The organism is Parafrankia discariae, from assembly GCF_000373365.1.
Taxonomy (GTDB): Bacteria; Actinomycetota; Actinomycetes; order Frankiales; family Frankiaceae; genus Parafrankia; species Parafrankia discariae.
In genome coordinates this window covers 1-13,731 of sequence record NZ_KB891238.1, presented here as the reverse complement: position 1 = coordinate 13,731, position 13,731 = coordinate 1, and the positions used below count along the sequence as shown (strand labels likewise).

8 protein-coding genes and 2 pseudogenes are annotated in these 13,731 nt (G+C 66.6%); 4 read left to right on the top strand and 6 right to left on the bottom strand.

The features are described 5' to 3' along the window. Positions 1–334: 334 nt before the first annotated feature. The 3 genes from B056_RS0124025 to B056_RS40985 all read right to left on the bottom strand — a co-directional run bounded on the left by B056_RS0124025 (position 335) and on the right by B056_RS40985 (position 3,626). Positions 335–1,171, bottom strand: coding sequence for a TauD/TfdA dioxygenase family protein (locus B056_RS0124025; protein WP_020572672.1), 837 nt, complete (start codon positions 1,169–1,171; stop codon positions 335–337). A gap of 213 nt (positions 1,172–1,384) precedes the next feature. After that, positions 1,385–2,005 carry a TetR/AcrR family transcriptional regulator gene (locus B056_RS0124020; RefSeq protein WP_020464494.1) on the bottom strand — a complete coding sequence of 207 codons (621 nt, stop codon included), beginning with the start codon at positions 2,003–2,005 and terminating at the stop codon, positions 1,385–1,387. Between the two features lie 262 nt (positions 2,006–2,267). Then, complete coding sequence (locus B056_RS40985; RefSeq protein ID WP_230203161.1) at positions 2,268–3,626, bottom strand: hypothetical protein; 1,359 nt, start codon at positions 3,624–3,626, stop codon at positions 2,268–2,270. A 1,474-nt stretch (positions 3,627–5,100) separates the two neighbouring features. On the opposite strand from B056_RS40985, the gene B056_RS0124010 reads away from it, so the two are divergent. Continuing rightward, the gene (locus B056_RS0124010; RefSeq protein ID WP_456095369.1) at positions 5,101–6,468 is read left to right on the top strand and encodes a sensor histidine kinase; all 1,368 of its coding nucleotides are present in this window, start codon (positions 5,101–5,103) and stop codon (positions 6,466–6,468) included. An 89-nt stretch (positions 6,469–6,557) separates the two neighbouring features. Here the strand turns inward: B056_RS0124010 and B056_RS0124005 are convergent, their stop codons facing one another. Both B056_RS0124005 and B056_RS0124000 read right to left on the bottom strand, forming a co-directional pair. Then, the gene (locus B056_RS0124005; protein ID WP_018504402.1) at positions 6,558–7,847 is read right to left on the bottom strand and encodes an amidohydrolase family protein; all 1,290 of its coding nucleotides are present in this window, start codon (positions 7,845–7,847) and stop codon (positions 6,558–6,560) included. A gap of 146 nt (positions 7,848–7,993) precedes the next feature. After that, a complete protein-coding gene (locus B056_RS0124000; RefSeq protein WP_018504401.1) occupies positions 7,994–9,184 on the bottom strand; it encodes a cytochrome P450 in 1,191 nt (396 codons plus the stop codon). A gap of 585 nt (positions 9,185–9,769) precedes the next feature. Between B056_RS0124000 and B056_RS0123995 the strand changes: the two genes are divergently transcribed. Both B056_RS0123995 and B056_RS0123990 read left to right on the top strand, forming a co-directional pair. After that, positions 9,770–10,621 carry a mycofactocin-coupled SDR family oxidoreductase gene (locus B056_RS0123995; protein ID WP_018504400.1) on the top strand — a complete coding sequence of 284 codons (852 nt, stop codon included), beginning with the start codon at positions 9,770–9,772 and terminating at the stop codon, positions 10,619–10,621. Positions 10,622–10,783: 162 nt separating this feature from the next. After that, positions 10,784–12,082 carry an ABC transporter substrate-binding protein gene (locus B056_RS0123990; RefSeq protein WP_026240074.1) on the top strand — a complete coding sequence of 433 codons (1,299 nt, stop codon included), beginning with the start codon at positions 10,784–10,786 and terminating at the stop codon, positions 12,080–12,082. 127 nt (positions 12,083–12,209) lie between these two features. On the opposite strand, the pseudogene B056_RS37785 reads toward B056_RS0123990, so the two are convergent. Then, positions 12,210–13,426 (bottom strand): annotated as a pseudogene (locus B056_RS37785) (CaiB/BaiF CoA transferase family protein). 133 nt (positions 13,427–13,559) lie between these two features. Here B056_RS37785 and B056_RS37780 point away from each other — a divergent pair. Next, positions 13,560–13,731: pseudogene (locus B056_RS37780) on the top strand (IS5/IS1182 family transposase); the annotation flags it as partial.

Genomic DNA, 13,731 nt, shown 5'->3' with positions numbered 1-13,731 from the left:
TCAGGCGCGTACGGCGCTTCCGTGATATTGCCCCGGAATATTAGCGTATGACTCCTTCAATTTTGGCGTCAGCCGCGCACATCCGTCACACTCGGCCGTGTTTGGATACGAATCTAAGAGTGATCTCGTGACCAAGTTGACGAGGCCACGAGAAGGAACGCTCGCGGGAAGATCTGCTGTCAAGATCGACCGACCTCGACGTATGCAACAGTTCCTTCGAGGTTTTGCACCCGGCCGTGCGGTGCCAGCGTCACGCTGCCCTTGTCCGACCAGTTCATGGCGTCGATCACGTGGACGGATCACGCGGCGTTCGAGCGCTGTCGAGGCACGCGGTTCACGCAACGGCCTCCTCGCCCACAAGCGTCGTCCGATGCATGAGCCGGCGTGATGTGGCGGCGAACGGCAGAGCCCGGTGCAGCATGCCGGTGTTGTCCCAGATCACCAGGTCACCGGCGCGCCAGCGATGCCGCAGGACGAATTGTGGCTGGGTCGACCATTCGAGCAGGCGCTGCAGTAGCGCCTCGCCCTCCGCTGGCGGCAGACCGACTACTTCACCAGCGGTCGCGCCGAGGAGGAGCGATCTGCGGCCGTTGCCCCGGGTCCAGACGAGGGGGTGCTTCCGCGTGGGCACGCGGTCCCAGTTGGCCTGCTGTTCGTCCGTGGCATCGGGGTGGGCGCGTCTCTGCGCGGCGGCGAAGCTGTGCAGCACGTGATGTTCGGCAAGCGCCACCTTCTCGGTATCGGGCAGGGCCTCGTAGGCGGCGTATGTGCTGGCGAACTCGGTGTCGCCGCCGGTTTCGTCCACCTCGCGTGCCGTCAGCAGCGTCGCTTTCTGCGGTAGCTGGTCGGTGGCTCCGTCGATGTGCCAGAGGAAATTGCCTTTGCGGTACCACGCGAGGGTCGCATCGGTCTTCGCCGGATCCAGGGTGATGGTGGCGATCTCGGCGCGCTCGTGTTCGCCGGTCGGGTTCGGAACGACCCGACCGAGGAGCCTGCTGAAGGAGACCAGGTCACTGTCGCTGATGTGAGCTTCCCGGTAGATGACGACACCGTGCCGCGCCAGGGTCTCCAGGCACGCGGCGGCGGCTGCCGTGGTGGGCAGATCACCACCGGACATACCGGTGATCTCCACGCCCAGGTGGGGGCCGAGAGGTGTGACAGTGACGGACATGACGCTCCCAGGCTTCCGCAGTATGTCGCTGTACAGTCGTACCTAGAGTAGGTACGACTGTACAGCAGGGATATCGCGGACGCACCAGAACGCGGCAGCCGACAACTGGACGCGATCAGTTGGCGTACGGGTAGGCCGCCGATTCGGTCGTGCCGCGGCGGCGACGGGCCAAGAGGCGGGGGTGGCCAGCCCCGGCGCCCGGGGGCGAGGCGATCAGCCCTCCGCCGCCGCGCGGGGAGCGGGTTCGATCCGATCGAGGAACCGCTCGATGATCTGGACGGCGTCGGCGTGGCCCGTGTGGGTGCCGAACGTCTTCTCCAACAGCATCATCCGCGGGATAGCGTTCATCATGAACAGCAGCGCCGCCGGCGTGATGTCCTCTTCGTCCAGCCCGTACCGCGCCCACGCTCTGACGACGGCCTGAAGCTGGGCCTGACGGACCTGCTCGCCTCCGCGACCGATCTCGGTGTGGATGGCCTTGCGGTGGTTGGCCAGAGCCATGAACTCCAGCAGTATGACGGCGCCGGCGCGACTGTTGGCGTACTTCCACACCGCGCGAAGCGGCTGGTCGGTCTCGCTGGCGTCGGAGAGTCGGCGCAGGAGCGCGTCGGTATTTCTGCGCAAGAGGCCCAGGAACAGGTCGTCAAGTGTCGGGAAGTAGTACTGGACGAGGCTCGACGCAACACCGGCCCGCGCGGCCAGGGCGCGATAGCTAACGGCCGCGTAACCCTGATCGATCATCATTGACTGGGTGCAGTCAAGCAGGGTGTTCCGGGTCTTGGACGTGGGGGAACCGACTCGGCGGTTCGACGTGGTCGCTTGATCTCTCGCCACTTTACGGCCATTCCCATGCCAGCAGGACGGTGCGCCGCACCGTACGGGCCTACCCTGCGCTCAGGGCCCGGGGCGGTCCCGGAACATCCCGTCGAGCGGTACCGCCTCGACGAGGAGCACCCGCCCGCAGCCCATGGTACGGGCGGGGCGCCGAGACCCAGGAGACACCGCCTGGCAAGTCGCGGCGCCACCGTCGACGGGCCGCCCTCGACACGAGGTGGGAAGTCCGCCTTCGGTGAGATCAAAGGCGCGCCGGACGGTTCTACCTGTGGTTCGCCGGTTGCCGGTAGGCCTTGCCATCGATGATGGTCGTGAGCGTGCCGGTGGCGTCGAAGATGTTGGTCAGGACGTCGATGCTCAGGTGAAAGCCGTCAGAGCTGGTCTTCTTCGTGTTCGTCGTGGTGGTCCCGTCCTTGGCGTGGACGGTCTGGGTGAGGTCGGAGTACCAGTCGACCTTCGATGTGGTCAGGGCCGGGACTGTCGCCGTCACCTTCTCGGTGCCGTTGAGCGTGCTGACACCGTTATCGGTGTAGGCAGTGTAGGTGATCTCCACGGTCTCGATCGCGATCTTGTCCGCGGTCTCGGTGACCACTACCTTCGCCGAGCCGCCCCTGGCGCCGGCGAAGGTGTAGGCGCCCGCGGGTACGTGCAGCGGGGTCGGGATCTCGCTGCCTGGCTCGTACTTCAGGCCCCACGGGACATCGTCCGAGATCGGCGTGACCTTCGGCGCCGGCGTGGGCTTGCGGCTGGTGAGCTCGGCGATCATCATCCGGTAGGTCCGGCCGCCCTGCGCGGTGGGCGTCTCGCACGGCAGCGGGTTCTCACCGCCACAGGCCGGTGAGACGGCGAGGGCCTGCCAGTAGACGATGCTGGTGCCCTCGAGTGACCACTTCGGGTCGGCCATGCCGTTCCAGTTGGGGTCGTTGACGCTTCCCGGGCTTCCGTCACCGGAGGCGTTGATCCGCTGGCCCTGGTAGTCGCCGCGGTCGCCGTAGCGGTCGATGAGGATCGGCTGGAAGAACCGCCGCGGCCCGTTGTTGCGGGTCGACGACGTCACACTGGTAGCGATCACGTCGGTGATGGGCGGGACGTCACGCATGGCGGCCAGGAACATCTGGCGGTCGGAGCCACAGGTGTCCATCGCGACTGTCCAGTTGCCGTCGGGCGAGAGGTCTACTGGGTCGGTGTACTCCGGGTTCGCGGTCAGCCGGCGCACCGTGCCCGTTGTTAGGTCGGCGGCGAACACGTCGATGTTGGACGACTCCTCCGGGTACCCGATGTAAGTGACCTCCTTGCCATCCGCGCTGAAGCCCCGCAGCTCACCCACGGACAGCGCGTCACGGTCGTACACAAGCACCCCGGGGTTCTTCGGGTCGACGGAGACCGGCTGGATGTCGGTGGGGTCGAACAGCCGGGTCACGTTGACCACGTCATACCGTGGCGCCAGCGGTGTACCGGTGGTCGGTGCCGGAGTGAACTCCAGACGCCCGAGGTAGGCGAACTGACCAAACCGTCCGTTCGCGATCGTGAAGCTGTTGAAGCCGAGGTGCACGCCGTCCGGGTGAATGCGCAGCTCCCGGAGACTTCCCCCTTGCCAGCGCCGTCCGCAGTGTCGTTCCACCGGATCGGGTAGATGTGGGTCTTGGCCGGGGTGCATGCATCGTCGGTGAGTGAATGGTCCCCGCAATCGATGATGTTGGTGCCGACCAGCACCCGCCTGCCGTCGCGGAACGGCTGCGGGTAGTCCATCGCCTGGTTGGTGCTCCTCGCGTTCGCTGCCGGTACCCCGCAGGTGACGCACTTCCACGCGTCGCCGTCGGGGAAGGTCTTCCCATCGGTCCTCACGATGATCAGCTGGTCCCCGCTGTAGACGCTCGCGGGATCGGGCGCGGCAGGCGCGCCGACGAACGAGACCCGTGCGGTGACATGCTCACCGTCCGGCAGGTAGCCGCCTGACTGGAAGCCCCCGCTCCTGCTGATGACACCCCGTGCCGTGCGGATTGATGGCGGCTGTGCACGCGCCCGGCTCGTCGCTGGGTGCCACTGGCGGCAGCGGCAGCTCACGCACGGAGATCGGTTCCGGTTTCGGTGGCGCGGGGACTGCTGCGCCCGGGGCCTCGGCGGCGGCCGGCTTGTCCTTCTTCGAGTCCGAACACGCGGGAACAGCCACCAGGACTACCACCAGGCACGGAAGCAACCATCGCGACGACCGTGTTCGTGGACGCGCTGGGGTGGGTCTTGTATTCCGCATGGCTTTCTCCTCAAAAACCTCGGCGGGGACGGTGATGAAAGGACCGTGGAGTGGTGACCTGTAGCCCAGCCAGCCACGGGCGAACCGGCGGACGGGGCGACGGGAAGCGGGTGCGCGGAGTTTCCCTCGATGCGCTACTCCTCCGCCCGGGAGAAAGCCCGACACCAGGGGGCTTGACGAGCACGAAGATGATCGCAACTACTTGTCGCCGAGTGGGCCCCGCGGGTTTCCCCTTGGTGCTGTACAAGTGTACCATTCTTGCACTGGGCTCGTGTAGCCCAATGGGCTCGGACTTTGGATTGTCGCGTCTACGGCTCTCGCCTCTACTGCCGTTGCTGAAAAAGTTGTCTCCGCTCGCCACCTGTCGCGCCGTGTGATACCTGCTGATGGTGCGAGGCGGGTTGGCGTGTAGCCGTAGCGTGAAACGACCTTCGGAAGATCGTTTTCTTGCCAAAGAAGCCGTGATCAAAACGAAGATCGTAATGGACGGTGTGCAGGAAGAATCTGGACGCGTCGATGCGCTGGGGACGCTGCGACGATATTAGGTAACCGCTCGTCAGGCCGCGGGGGCGACGGGTTAACGCCGGGGTAGCATGAATCCAATAGATCGGGCCGAGTACGGTACGATCCGATGTCATTACGGCGTCGGGCTATCCATCCCACGGTTCTGCCCTGTGAGTCGACTTGCCGACTGTGCGGCAGTGCGGGAGGGTGCCGGACGGTGACGGTCATCTTGCCTTGGCTGCCCGGGTTCCCTGTCGCCGTCTACTGCGTCCGCAGTAGACGGCGGTACTTTGGGGCAGGTTCGACGGCAGGAATCGCATTCCCTCGGTACTGTGGGTTCGTGTTCGGCTGGTTCTCACGGTTTCGGGATGTCTGCCAGGGCGGCCTGTGGCGGCGTCCAAGTCTGGCTGACGTTCTTGTCGCGCTCGTGACCTTCGGCCTGGGAGTCCTGATCGCCACCCAGACCGCGACCGGTCACTCCTGGTCGAGCGGGCTCTATCTGGTCACAGGTGCGATCAGTTGCGCTGCGCTGGTGGCCCGCCGGTGCAGGCCGCTGGTGGTCCTCGGATTCGTCCTTGGGTGGTCTTCCCTCGTGGCTGTCGTCGTTGGCAGGCAGGGTGACGGGCCGTCGCTGATCGCGATCTGGGTCGCGCTGTACAGCGTCGCGGCGTACCGGCCGCGGAAGACTGCGTGGATCGCCGCGTCGGGCACCATCGCTTTACTACTGCCGCCTGCGCTGACGCGCGACGACGCGGTCATCCAGGCCGTCGCGGGGGCGTTCCTGTGGGTCGTCACCGTGACCTCCGCGGGCTGCTCGGTGCGTGATCGCAGGGCCTATCAGGCCGCGGTGGAGGACCGGGCGCTGCGCGCCGAGCAGAGCCGCGAGCAGGAAGCCTGGCGCCGGGTGGTCGAGGAACGGACGCGGATCGCCCGGGAGTTGCACGACGTTGTCGCCCACCACATCACTCTCGTCAAGTCGCAGGCGGCCGTCGCCTCGCATCTGCTGTACGAGCAGCCGGCCAAGGCGGACGAGGCGCTGGCACACATCCGCCTGTCCAGCCGCACCGTCCTGAACGAGCTGGGGTCGTTGGTGAGCGTGCTGCGCGACACCCCCGAGTCGACATCCACCGAGCCGCCTCCAGGGCTGGCCCGGCTTCCAGAGCTGATCTCCGCCTTTCAAGCGATCGGCATGACGGTGTCCTGCACCGTGACCGCGGCGGGATCCGGGTTGCCCCCACTGGTGGATCTCGCCACCTATCGGATCGTGCAGGAGTCGCTGACGAACATCCGCAGGCACGCTCCCGATGCCCGGACGTCGGTCCAGGTCGACCGTTTCCGCGCCGAAGTGCGCCTGCGCATCCACAACACGAGGCCCGGCGGCGTCGCACCTACCGTCGGCTACTCACGCCTCATGACCCCCGGCTGGGACGGGACGGCGGAAACGGGACGCACTCCAGGTGGCCACGGTATCGCGGGGATGCGAGAAAGAGCGCGGACCGTCGGTGGCTGGCTGGACGCCGGTCCCGACGCGGAGGGGGGCTTCGCTGTCACCGCGATGTTGCCGGTCCCGAAGGAGGCGTCCGCCTCCTCGCCACCATCCGCCGCACCATCGCCACCGAGCTCGACGTGGTCACCGATGGTGCCACCCCCCACCGCACCGTCGATGTCGGCCCCCGCACCCGTCGCTCCCAGCCACGCACCGTCGTAGCGGCCGGAACAGCTCCCGCCACCACCTGACCTGGGTACCACCGCCGACCGGAGCTGTACCAGCGTCGCGCTCGACCGCTAGGGGTCTGGCTACCGCTCAGGTGCGGAGGCTGCCATCGCCTGGTAGGCCGCAAGCTTCTCGCCGCGCTCGTAGGTGCGGTGGCTCAGAGCCCGGATGGAGACGTCGTGCCCGGCGGCCTGGGCCCGCAGCGCCCCCACCGTGGCGTGCTCCCGCGGAACATGGGCGAAGGGGTCAAAGGAGTACCAGCGCAGGGCGTTCTCGTAGGTCATTTTGTTGATCTCGGGTTCCGGCACGGCGAGTCGGTTCATCACTTCGCCGAGCTCCTCTGGAGCGCCCGGCCACATCGAGTCGCTGTGCGGGTAGTCGCACTCCCAGGCGATGTTGTCGATGCCGATCCGGTGGCGAAGTTCGACCCCGAGCGGGTCGCTGATGAAGCAGGTCAGGAAGTGCTCGCGGAACACCTCGGACGGGAGCCGGCCGCCGAAGTCCTGCATCGTCCAGGTGGCGTGCATGTCGAAGGTGCGGTCGACCCGCTCCAGGAAGTAGGGGATCCACCCTGTACCGCCCTCGGACAGCGCGATCCTGATGTCGGGGAAGTTCTTGAGTACCGGTGACCACAGCAGGTCGGCGGCGGCCGAGACGATGTTCATCGGTTGGAGTGTGATCAGCACGTCGGGCGGCGAGTCGGGAGCGGGGATGGTCAGCTGGCCTGACGAGCCGATGTGGATCGACAGCACGGTGTTCGTGTCGCACACTGCCTGCCACAACGGGTTCCAGTAGGCGTCGTGAAAGCTGGGGTATCCCAGCGCCGCGGGGTTCTCGGTGAAGGTCAGCGAGTGGCATCCCTTCGCGGCGACCCGGCGTACCTCGGCCGCGCAGAACTCGGCGTCCCAGATGACGGGCAGTGCCATCGGGATGAACCGGCCTGGGTGCGCGCCGCACCATTCGTCGAGGTGCCAGTCGTTGTACGCCCGCACCAGCGCGAGGGAGAAGTCTGGGTCCTCGGTAGCGAACAGCCGGGCCGCGAACCCCGGGAACGACGGGAAGTTCATCGACGCGAGGATGCCGCCCGCGTTCATGTCCTTGATCCGCTCGTCCACCTGGTAGCACCCCGGACGGATCTCGTCTAAGCCCTGTGGTTCGAGTCCGTACTCCTCCTTGGGTCGGCCGGCCACCGCGTTGAGGGCGACGTTGGGGATCACCGTGTCCCGGAACTTCCACGCGTCGGCGCCACCAGGCAGGCGCACCACGTGCGGCGCGTCCTGCTTGTACCGCTCGGGGAGGTGGTCCGCGAACATGTCGGGCGGTTCGATGATGTGATCGTCGATGCTGACAAGGATCATGTCGTCGTAGCGCATGGTGATCCTTTCGATGGTCCGGGAAGGGGCCCGGACAGCGGGTCACGAGGCCGAGCCCTTTCGTGTCGTGCGCGGGGTCATGTGCCGACAGGAGCGCGGGTGGCGCCCGTCGTGGTGCGGGAGGTCGTGGGTCAGGCCGTACCGGGTCAGCCGACGATTGCCGGCATGGAGTCCCAGCCGCGCACCGTGGTGGTGGGTTTCCGGCGGGCATTGGCCATGTCGAGGTCCCATTCGGGGAATCGGTTGAGGACCTCGTCGAGGGCGATGCGTCCCTCCATGCGGGCGAGGGCGGCGCCGAGGCAGAAGTGCGCGCCGATACCGAAGGTCACGTGTTGGCTGATGGAGCGGTGGATATCGAAGCGGCCGGGGTCGGTGAACTGACGCTCGTCGCGGTTGGCCGAGGACAGCATGAGCAGCAGCGCGCTTCCGGCCGGCACCGTCTGTCCGTGGTATTCGACGTCCTCGGTGACGTAGCGCGCGACGTGCGGGCCGGGCGGCTCGTAGCGCAGCAGCTCCTCGATTGCGTTCGGGATGAGCGAGCGGTCGGAGACGATCTGCCGGCGTTGGTCGGGATGTTCGGCGAGGACCTTGCCGAGCCAGCCGAACAGGTTGCCCGTGGTCTCGACCCCGGCGCCTGCGATCACAGCGAGGAAGATCAGGATTTCTTCCTTGGTCAGCCGCCGGGTGGTCCCTGAGACGTCTTCGAACTCGACGTTGAGCAGCTCGGTGATGAGGTCGTCGGAGGGGTTCTTCTCCCGCCAGGCGACGTAGTCGGCGTAGAAGTCGCCGTCGAAATACTTGTCCTTGGTAACCGTCAGTGGCTTGCCCCGCTCGTTGCGTAGCCCGCGCTGCGCGTGGTCGCGGACCGTCGGCTGCTCCGCGTCGGGGATGCCGACGAGCATGCCGATGGCGCGCATCGGAAGCTCGTCACCGAGGTCGGCCACGAAGTCGAACCGGTCCGCTCCATCGAGGGGCTCCAGGCAGGCGATACAGAAGGCACGGATCTTGTCCTCAAGCGCCTTCATCTTCTTCGGAGTGAAGGCGCGCGACACCAGGACGCGGTGCACCGTGTGTAGCGGCGGGTCCTCGTTGATGAACACCCCGGGCGGCATGACGGGATCGGCCTTGATGACCTCGAGGATGTCCCCCTTCGCCGAGCTGAGGCGCTTCTGGTCCTTCAGGGCGGCCCCGACGTCAGCGAAGCGACTCAGGCCCCAGAAGTCGAGGCGCTCGTTGTAGTAGAGCGGTTCCTCGTCTCGCAGCCGCCGGTAGGTGGGGTACGGGTCGACATCGATCTCGACGTCGTACGGATCGTAGTAGAGATCGTCCTGGGTCACGGCCCCTCCTCGCGTGGTCTTTACAGATGTATAGCACTGTGTCATACATCCGTATAGAGGTTGAGGGAGGCTCAGGCGCTGTCCGGCGGTCAGCGGTCGTGCTGCATGAACGGAGGAACGGTTGAGTCGGGTGGCGGTCGCGACCGGGGGCGCGTCTGCGCGGGGCCTGTCGATCTGCAAGCACCTGGCCAGCTAGGTGCGACACACGTTGCGATGCTTGACCTGGACGCCAACGTGGCGGAGAAGGCAGCCTCCGACCTGCGCGTACGAGGTGTGCGCACGGCCGCGGGGCAGGTGGGACGTCGTAGATCAGGCCGCGGCGGCACGGCGTTTGACCACGTGCAGGCCGCGATGCCTGGACCCGGAAGTGATCGGCATGATCGACACTCCCTGGACACCTCGGAGAAGTTGGGAAATCGGCTACGCCGGTCCCTTCTTCACCTTCGATGCCACCAGCCGCCGGTCAGGCCAAACCCACTACCTCCACGGCGGCCCGCCCCGGCCACTGTCTGAAACCCGGTACTCCGAGCGGAGACCGGTCAGCCGAACCAGGAACCATGTAGTGCCTACGAACAGGAGCAGCGAATGGGCAAGCTAGACGGCAAGGTCGCCCTCATCACGGGTGCGGCACGAGGACAGGGCCGAAGCCACGCGGTCCGGCTCGCCGCCGAGGGCGCCGACATCATCGCCATCGACATCTGCGGGCCGATCGCCAGCGTGCGCTACCCCCTCGCCACGCCCGACGACCTGGCCGTGACAGCCAAGGAGGTCGAGGCGCTCGGCCGCCGCATCGTGGCCGTCCAGGCCGACGTCCGTGACCGCGCTCAGCTGCGGGCCGCCCTGGACCAGGGCCTCGCCGCACTCGGCCGGCTCGATGTGGTGTGCGCGAACGCGGGAATCTGCCCCACCGAGGACGAGACGCTCTGCAGCAGCTTCATCGATGCCATGGACGTCGACCTCGTCGGCGTCCAGAACACGGTCGCGGTGACCCTGCCACAGCTGGGAAAGGGCTCATCGATCATCGTGACCGGCTCGACCGCCGGAATGATCAAGGGAACGACGGACGCGATGGGCTCCCCGGGCGGAGTCGGCTACTCACTGGCCAAGCAGCTCATCGCCCGCTACATCGAGGTGCTGGCGCTACAGCTGGCCCCCCACCTCATCCGCCTGAACGCGGTCCACCCCACCAACGTCAACACCCGGCTGCTCCACAACGAAGACATCTACCGGGCGTTCCGCCCAGACCTGGAGAACCCGACCAGGGAAGACGCCGAGCTCGCATTCCCCGTCATGCAGGCGATGCCGATTCCCTACATCGAGCCCGAAGACGTCTCCGCGCTGATCGTGTACCTGGCCAGCGACGAGTCACGATACATGACCGGGCTCAACATTCGCCTCGACGCGGGCGCCATGCTCAAGGCTCCACCCGCCTTCTGACTCCGGATCCCGCCCGCGGTCGTGGTGAGGCGGAGCTGGACGGCCGGGATGCAGAGCGCGGACCCGCGGCATATTCCGGGCCTTGACGAGATCACGACAACAACGACAGCGCCCCGGCAGGCATCACGCTGCGGGGCTGACAACTCTGGGGGGCAGAGCACCATGCGGAATCCACTGCGCTCGATCGGCCGATCGCCACGACATCCACGACGACGGCGCTCGGCGAGCGCACTCTTAGCCGCGCTAATGGCCGTCCTCTTAGTCGCCACCGCGTGTGGATCCGACGACTCCGGAACCTCCACATCGCCAGACCCGGTGGCAAACGCCGACGCGCTTGGACCGGTAGCACAGGCCACGGGAGCTCCCGTCAAAATCGGAGTGATCTCGGACGGGCAGTCCGCCGCGATCGACAACTCCATCCAGTTCGACGTCGCCGAAGCCACCGCCAGCTACCTCAATGAGCGCCGCTCGGGCATCGGTGGCCGGCCCATCGAACTGGTGGAGTGCGAGACCCTGGCGGATCCGGCCAAGGGCGCCGACTGCGCGAACCAGATGATCGAAGAAGATGTGGTGGCCGTGACCGTCGCCGAGTCAGGCGTCGCCGAGAGCATTTGGCAGCCGTTGGCTGACGCGAACATACCGGTGATGTTCTTCGCCGCCGGAAGCCCAGCGCTCCTGGCTGACACGGAATCGACCTTCACTCTGAGCGATCCGATGTTCTCGGTGCTTCAGCTGCCGATCGACCTCTCGAAGGACAAAGGCATCAGGAAGGTCACCGCCGTCGTGATCGACGTGCCCGCGGCGCTCGACATCCAGCAGAATCTCGCGCCCAAGGTGTTCGAGGATGCGGGCCTCGACTACGAGCTCGTGCGAGTACCACCTGGCACCGCCGACATGACGCCGCAGATGCAGAGCGCCGTCGATGGGGATCCCGGGCTCGTGTTCGTCGTGGGGAACGACTCCTTCTGCATCAGCGCGTTCAACGGTCTGAAGGCGGTCGGGTACGACGGCCAGATCAGCGCCATCTCGCAGTGCATCACAGACGCGACCCGTAAGGCCGTGCCCTCGGACGTTCTCGCTGAGATGGTTGTTGCCGCACTCGCACCGGCCGGCGGTACCGACCCGTCCGCCGTCCTCTACCAGGCCGCGATGAAGACCTACGGGAAAAACATCGACATCGGCTCGACGACCGGCAGGAGCATGTTCATGACGCTCGCCGGCCTCCAGGCGGCACTTCAGGACATCTCCGGCGAGATTACGCCGAAAACAGTGATCGCCGCCATCAAAGCAATGCCGGAGACGGAGCTGCCGGGCGCGGCAGGGTTGCGGTTCCGGTGCAACGGAAAGGCCAACCCCGAAGCTCCAGCGGTCTGCGTGCGGGGTGGGCTGTCCACCACGCTGGATGGCCAGGGCCAGCCCACAGGTTTTGAGGTACGCGGGACCACCCCGATCCCGGACTGAGAGGTGACCACCTTGACCGGCCGGCGCCCACCGGCCGGTCAAGGTCATCGCGGATACGGCACCCGTCGACCCACGGGTCCTCGACGAGCTACCGCCTGAAGCGCGCCATGCTGACGGACCGTGTCAGTCAGGCAACAACGCCGCGGATCTTCAGGTCCAGGACCGCGGTCTCGTCCAGACCCAGGTTGGCGAGAATCTCGTCAGCGTGCTCGTTGAAACGCGGCGCCCGTCCCGGGACAGCGGGCTTCTCGTCGTACTGCACGGGCGCGGCGACCAGCTGGAACGGGACGCCAGCGGCGGTCTGGCAGTCCTGGATGTAACCGTTAGCGACCGTCTGCGGGTCGGCGGCGGCCGCCAGAGTGTCTTGAACCACGGTCCACTGGCCGACGAAGGTGGCCAGCCGCTGTCGCCACTCGTCGACGGTCCGCTTGGCGAATGCTTCTTGAAGGATGCGCATCGCCTCACCACTGTTGGTCGTCAGAGCGGCGTGGTTGGCGAACCGGGGGTCGTCGGCGAGTTGCGGCCGGTCGATGACCTTGCACAGAGGCGGCCAGTAGTAGCCGGCTTGCAAGCAGCAGAACGCCAGCCACTGGCCGTCCTTGGTCAGATAGTTGGCCACCAACGGGTTGGCCCTCGGCGCGTCTACCGGTGGCGGCGTCCACGGGATGCCCAGCAGCATCGACAGAGCGAACGCCTGGCCCATCGCCCACATACCGGTGCCCAGCAGCGACACATCCACCACGGTGGCCTCGCCGGTCCGCTCCCGGTGGAGCAGCGCACCCATGATGCCGCCGGCGATGGTCATGGCGCCGAGCGAGTCACCGAACCCCGGCGCCGGAGGAACCGGCACATGCCCGTACTCCGGCTGCATGATCCCCATCGCGGTTCCGGCGCGGGCCAAAACGCGAGCGAGTCATACGAGCCCCTGTCCGCATCCGGCCCCCGCTCGCCCTGCCCGGTGCCTCGTACGTAGACGATTCGCGGGTTGTGCCCGCGTATCTCCTCCACACCGATTTTTAGCTTCTTCCGCACCCCCGGTAATTTGTTTGTCAGAAAGACGTCGGCCGTCGCTGCGAGCTTGTAGAGGATGTCCAGCCCATCCGGTGACGTCAGGTCCAGACCCAGGCTGCGTTTCCCTCGATTGGAATGCTCCAGCAGCGCGTGTACGTCCGTGGGCACCACCGCGACTCCGGTGGAGGCCAGCGCCCGCATCGCATCGCCGCGCTCCACGTGTTCGATCTTGAGGACATCGGCACCCCAGTCTGCCAGCAGTGCCGAGGCCGCCGGGACAAACGTGTGCTCGGCGACCTCCAGGACACGAATACCCTGCATCACCATGGTCATGCGATTCTCCAAACATGCGTCTGGGTGGCCGGGAACTGTTCTGACTGATTGCGGTAATGAATAGTCTTGCTTCTAAAGGCTGTTTCGTAACCCGGATGCCGGGCCTCGGGGCTGCCTGGTAGATCATGTTGGGGTGCAGGTCATCTCCGCCGCCGACCCTCAGTGGATCTTCCCGTTCACCGGGTTGAAGCCGACCCAGTTCCGCCGACTGGTCCGTCTCGTCGCCCAGCGCGGCGGGGACCGGATCGCCGACGGGCGGCCGGGACGGCCGTGGGCGTTGCCTCTGCCGGACCGGGTGCTGCTGG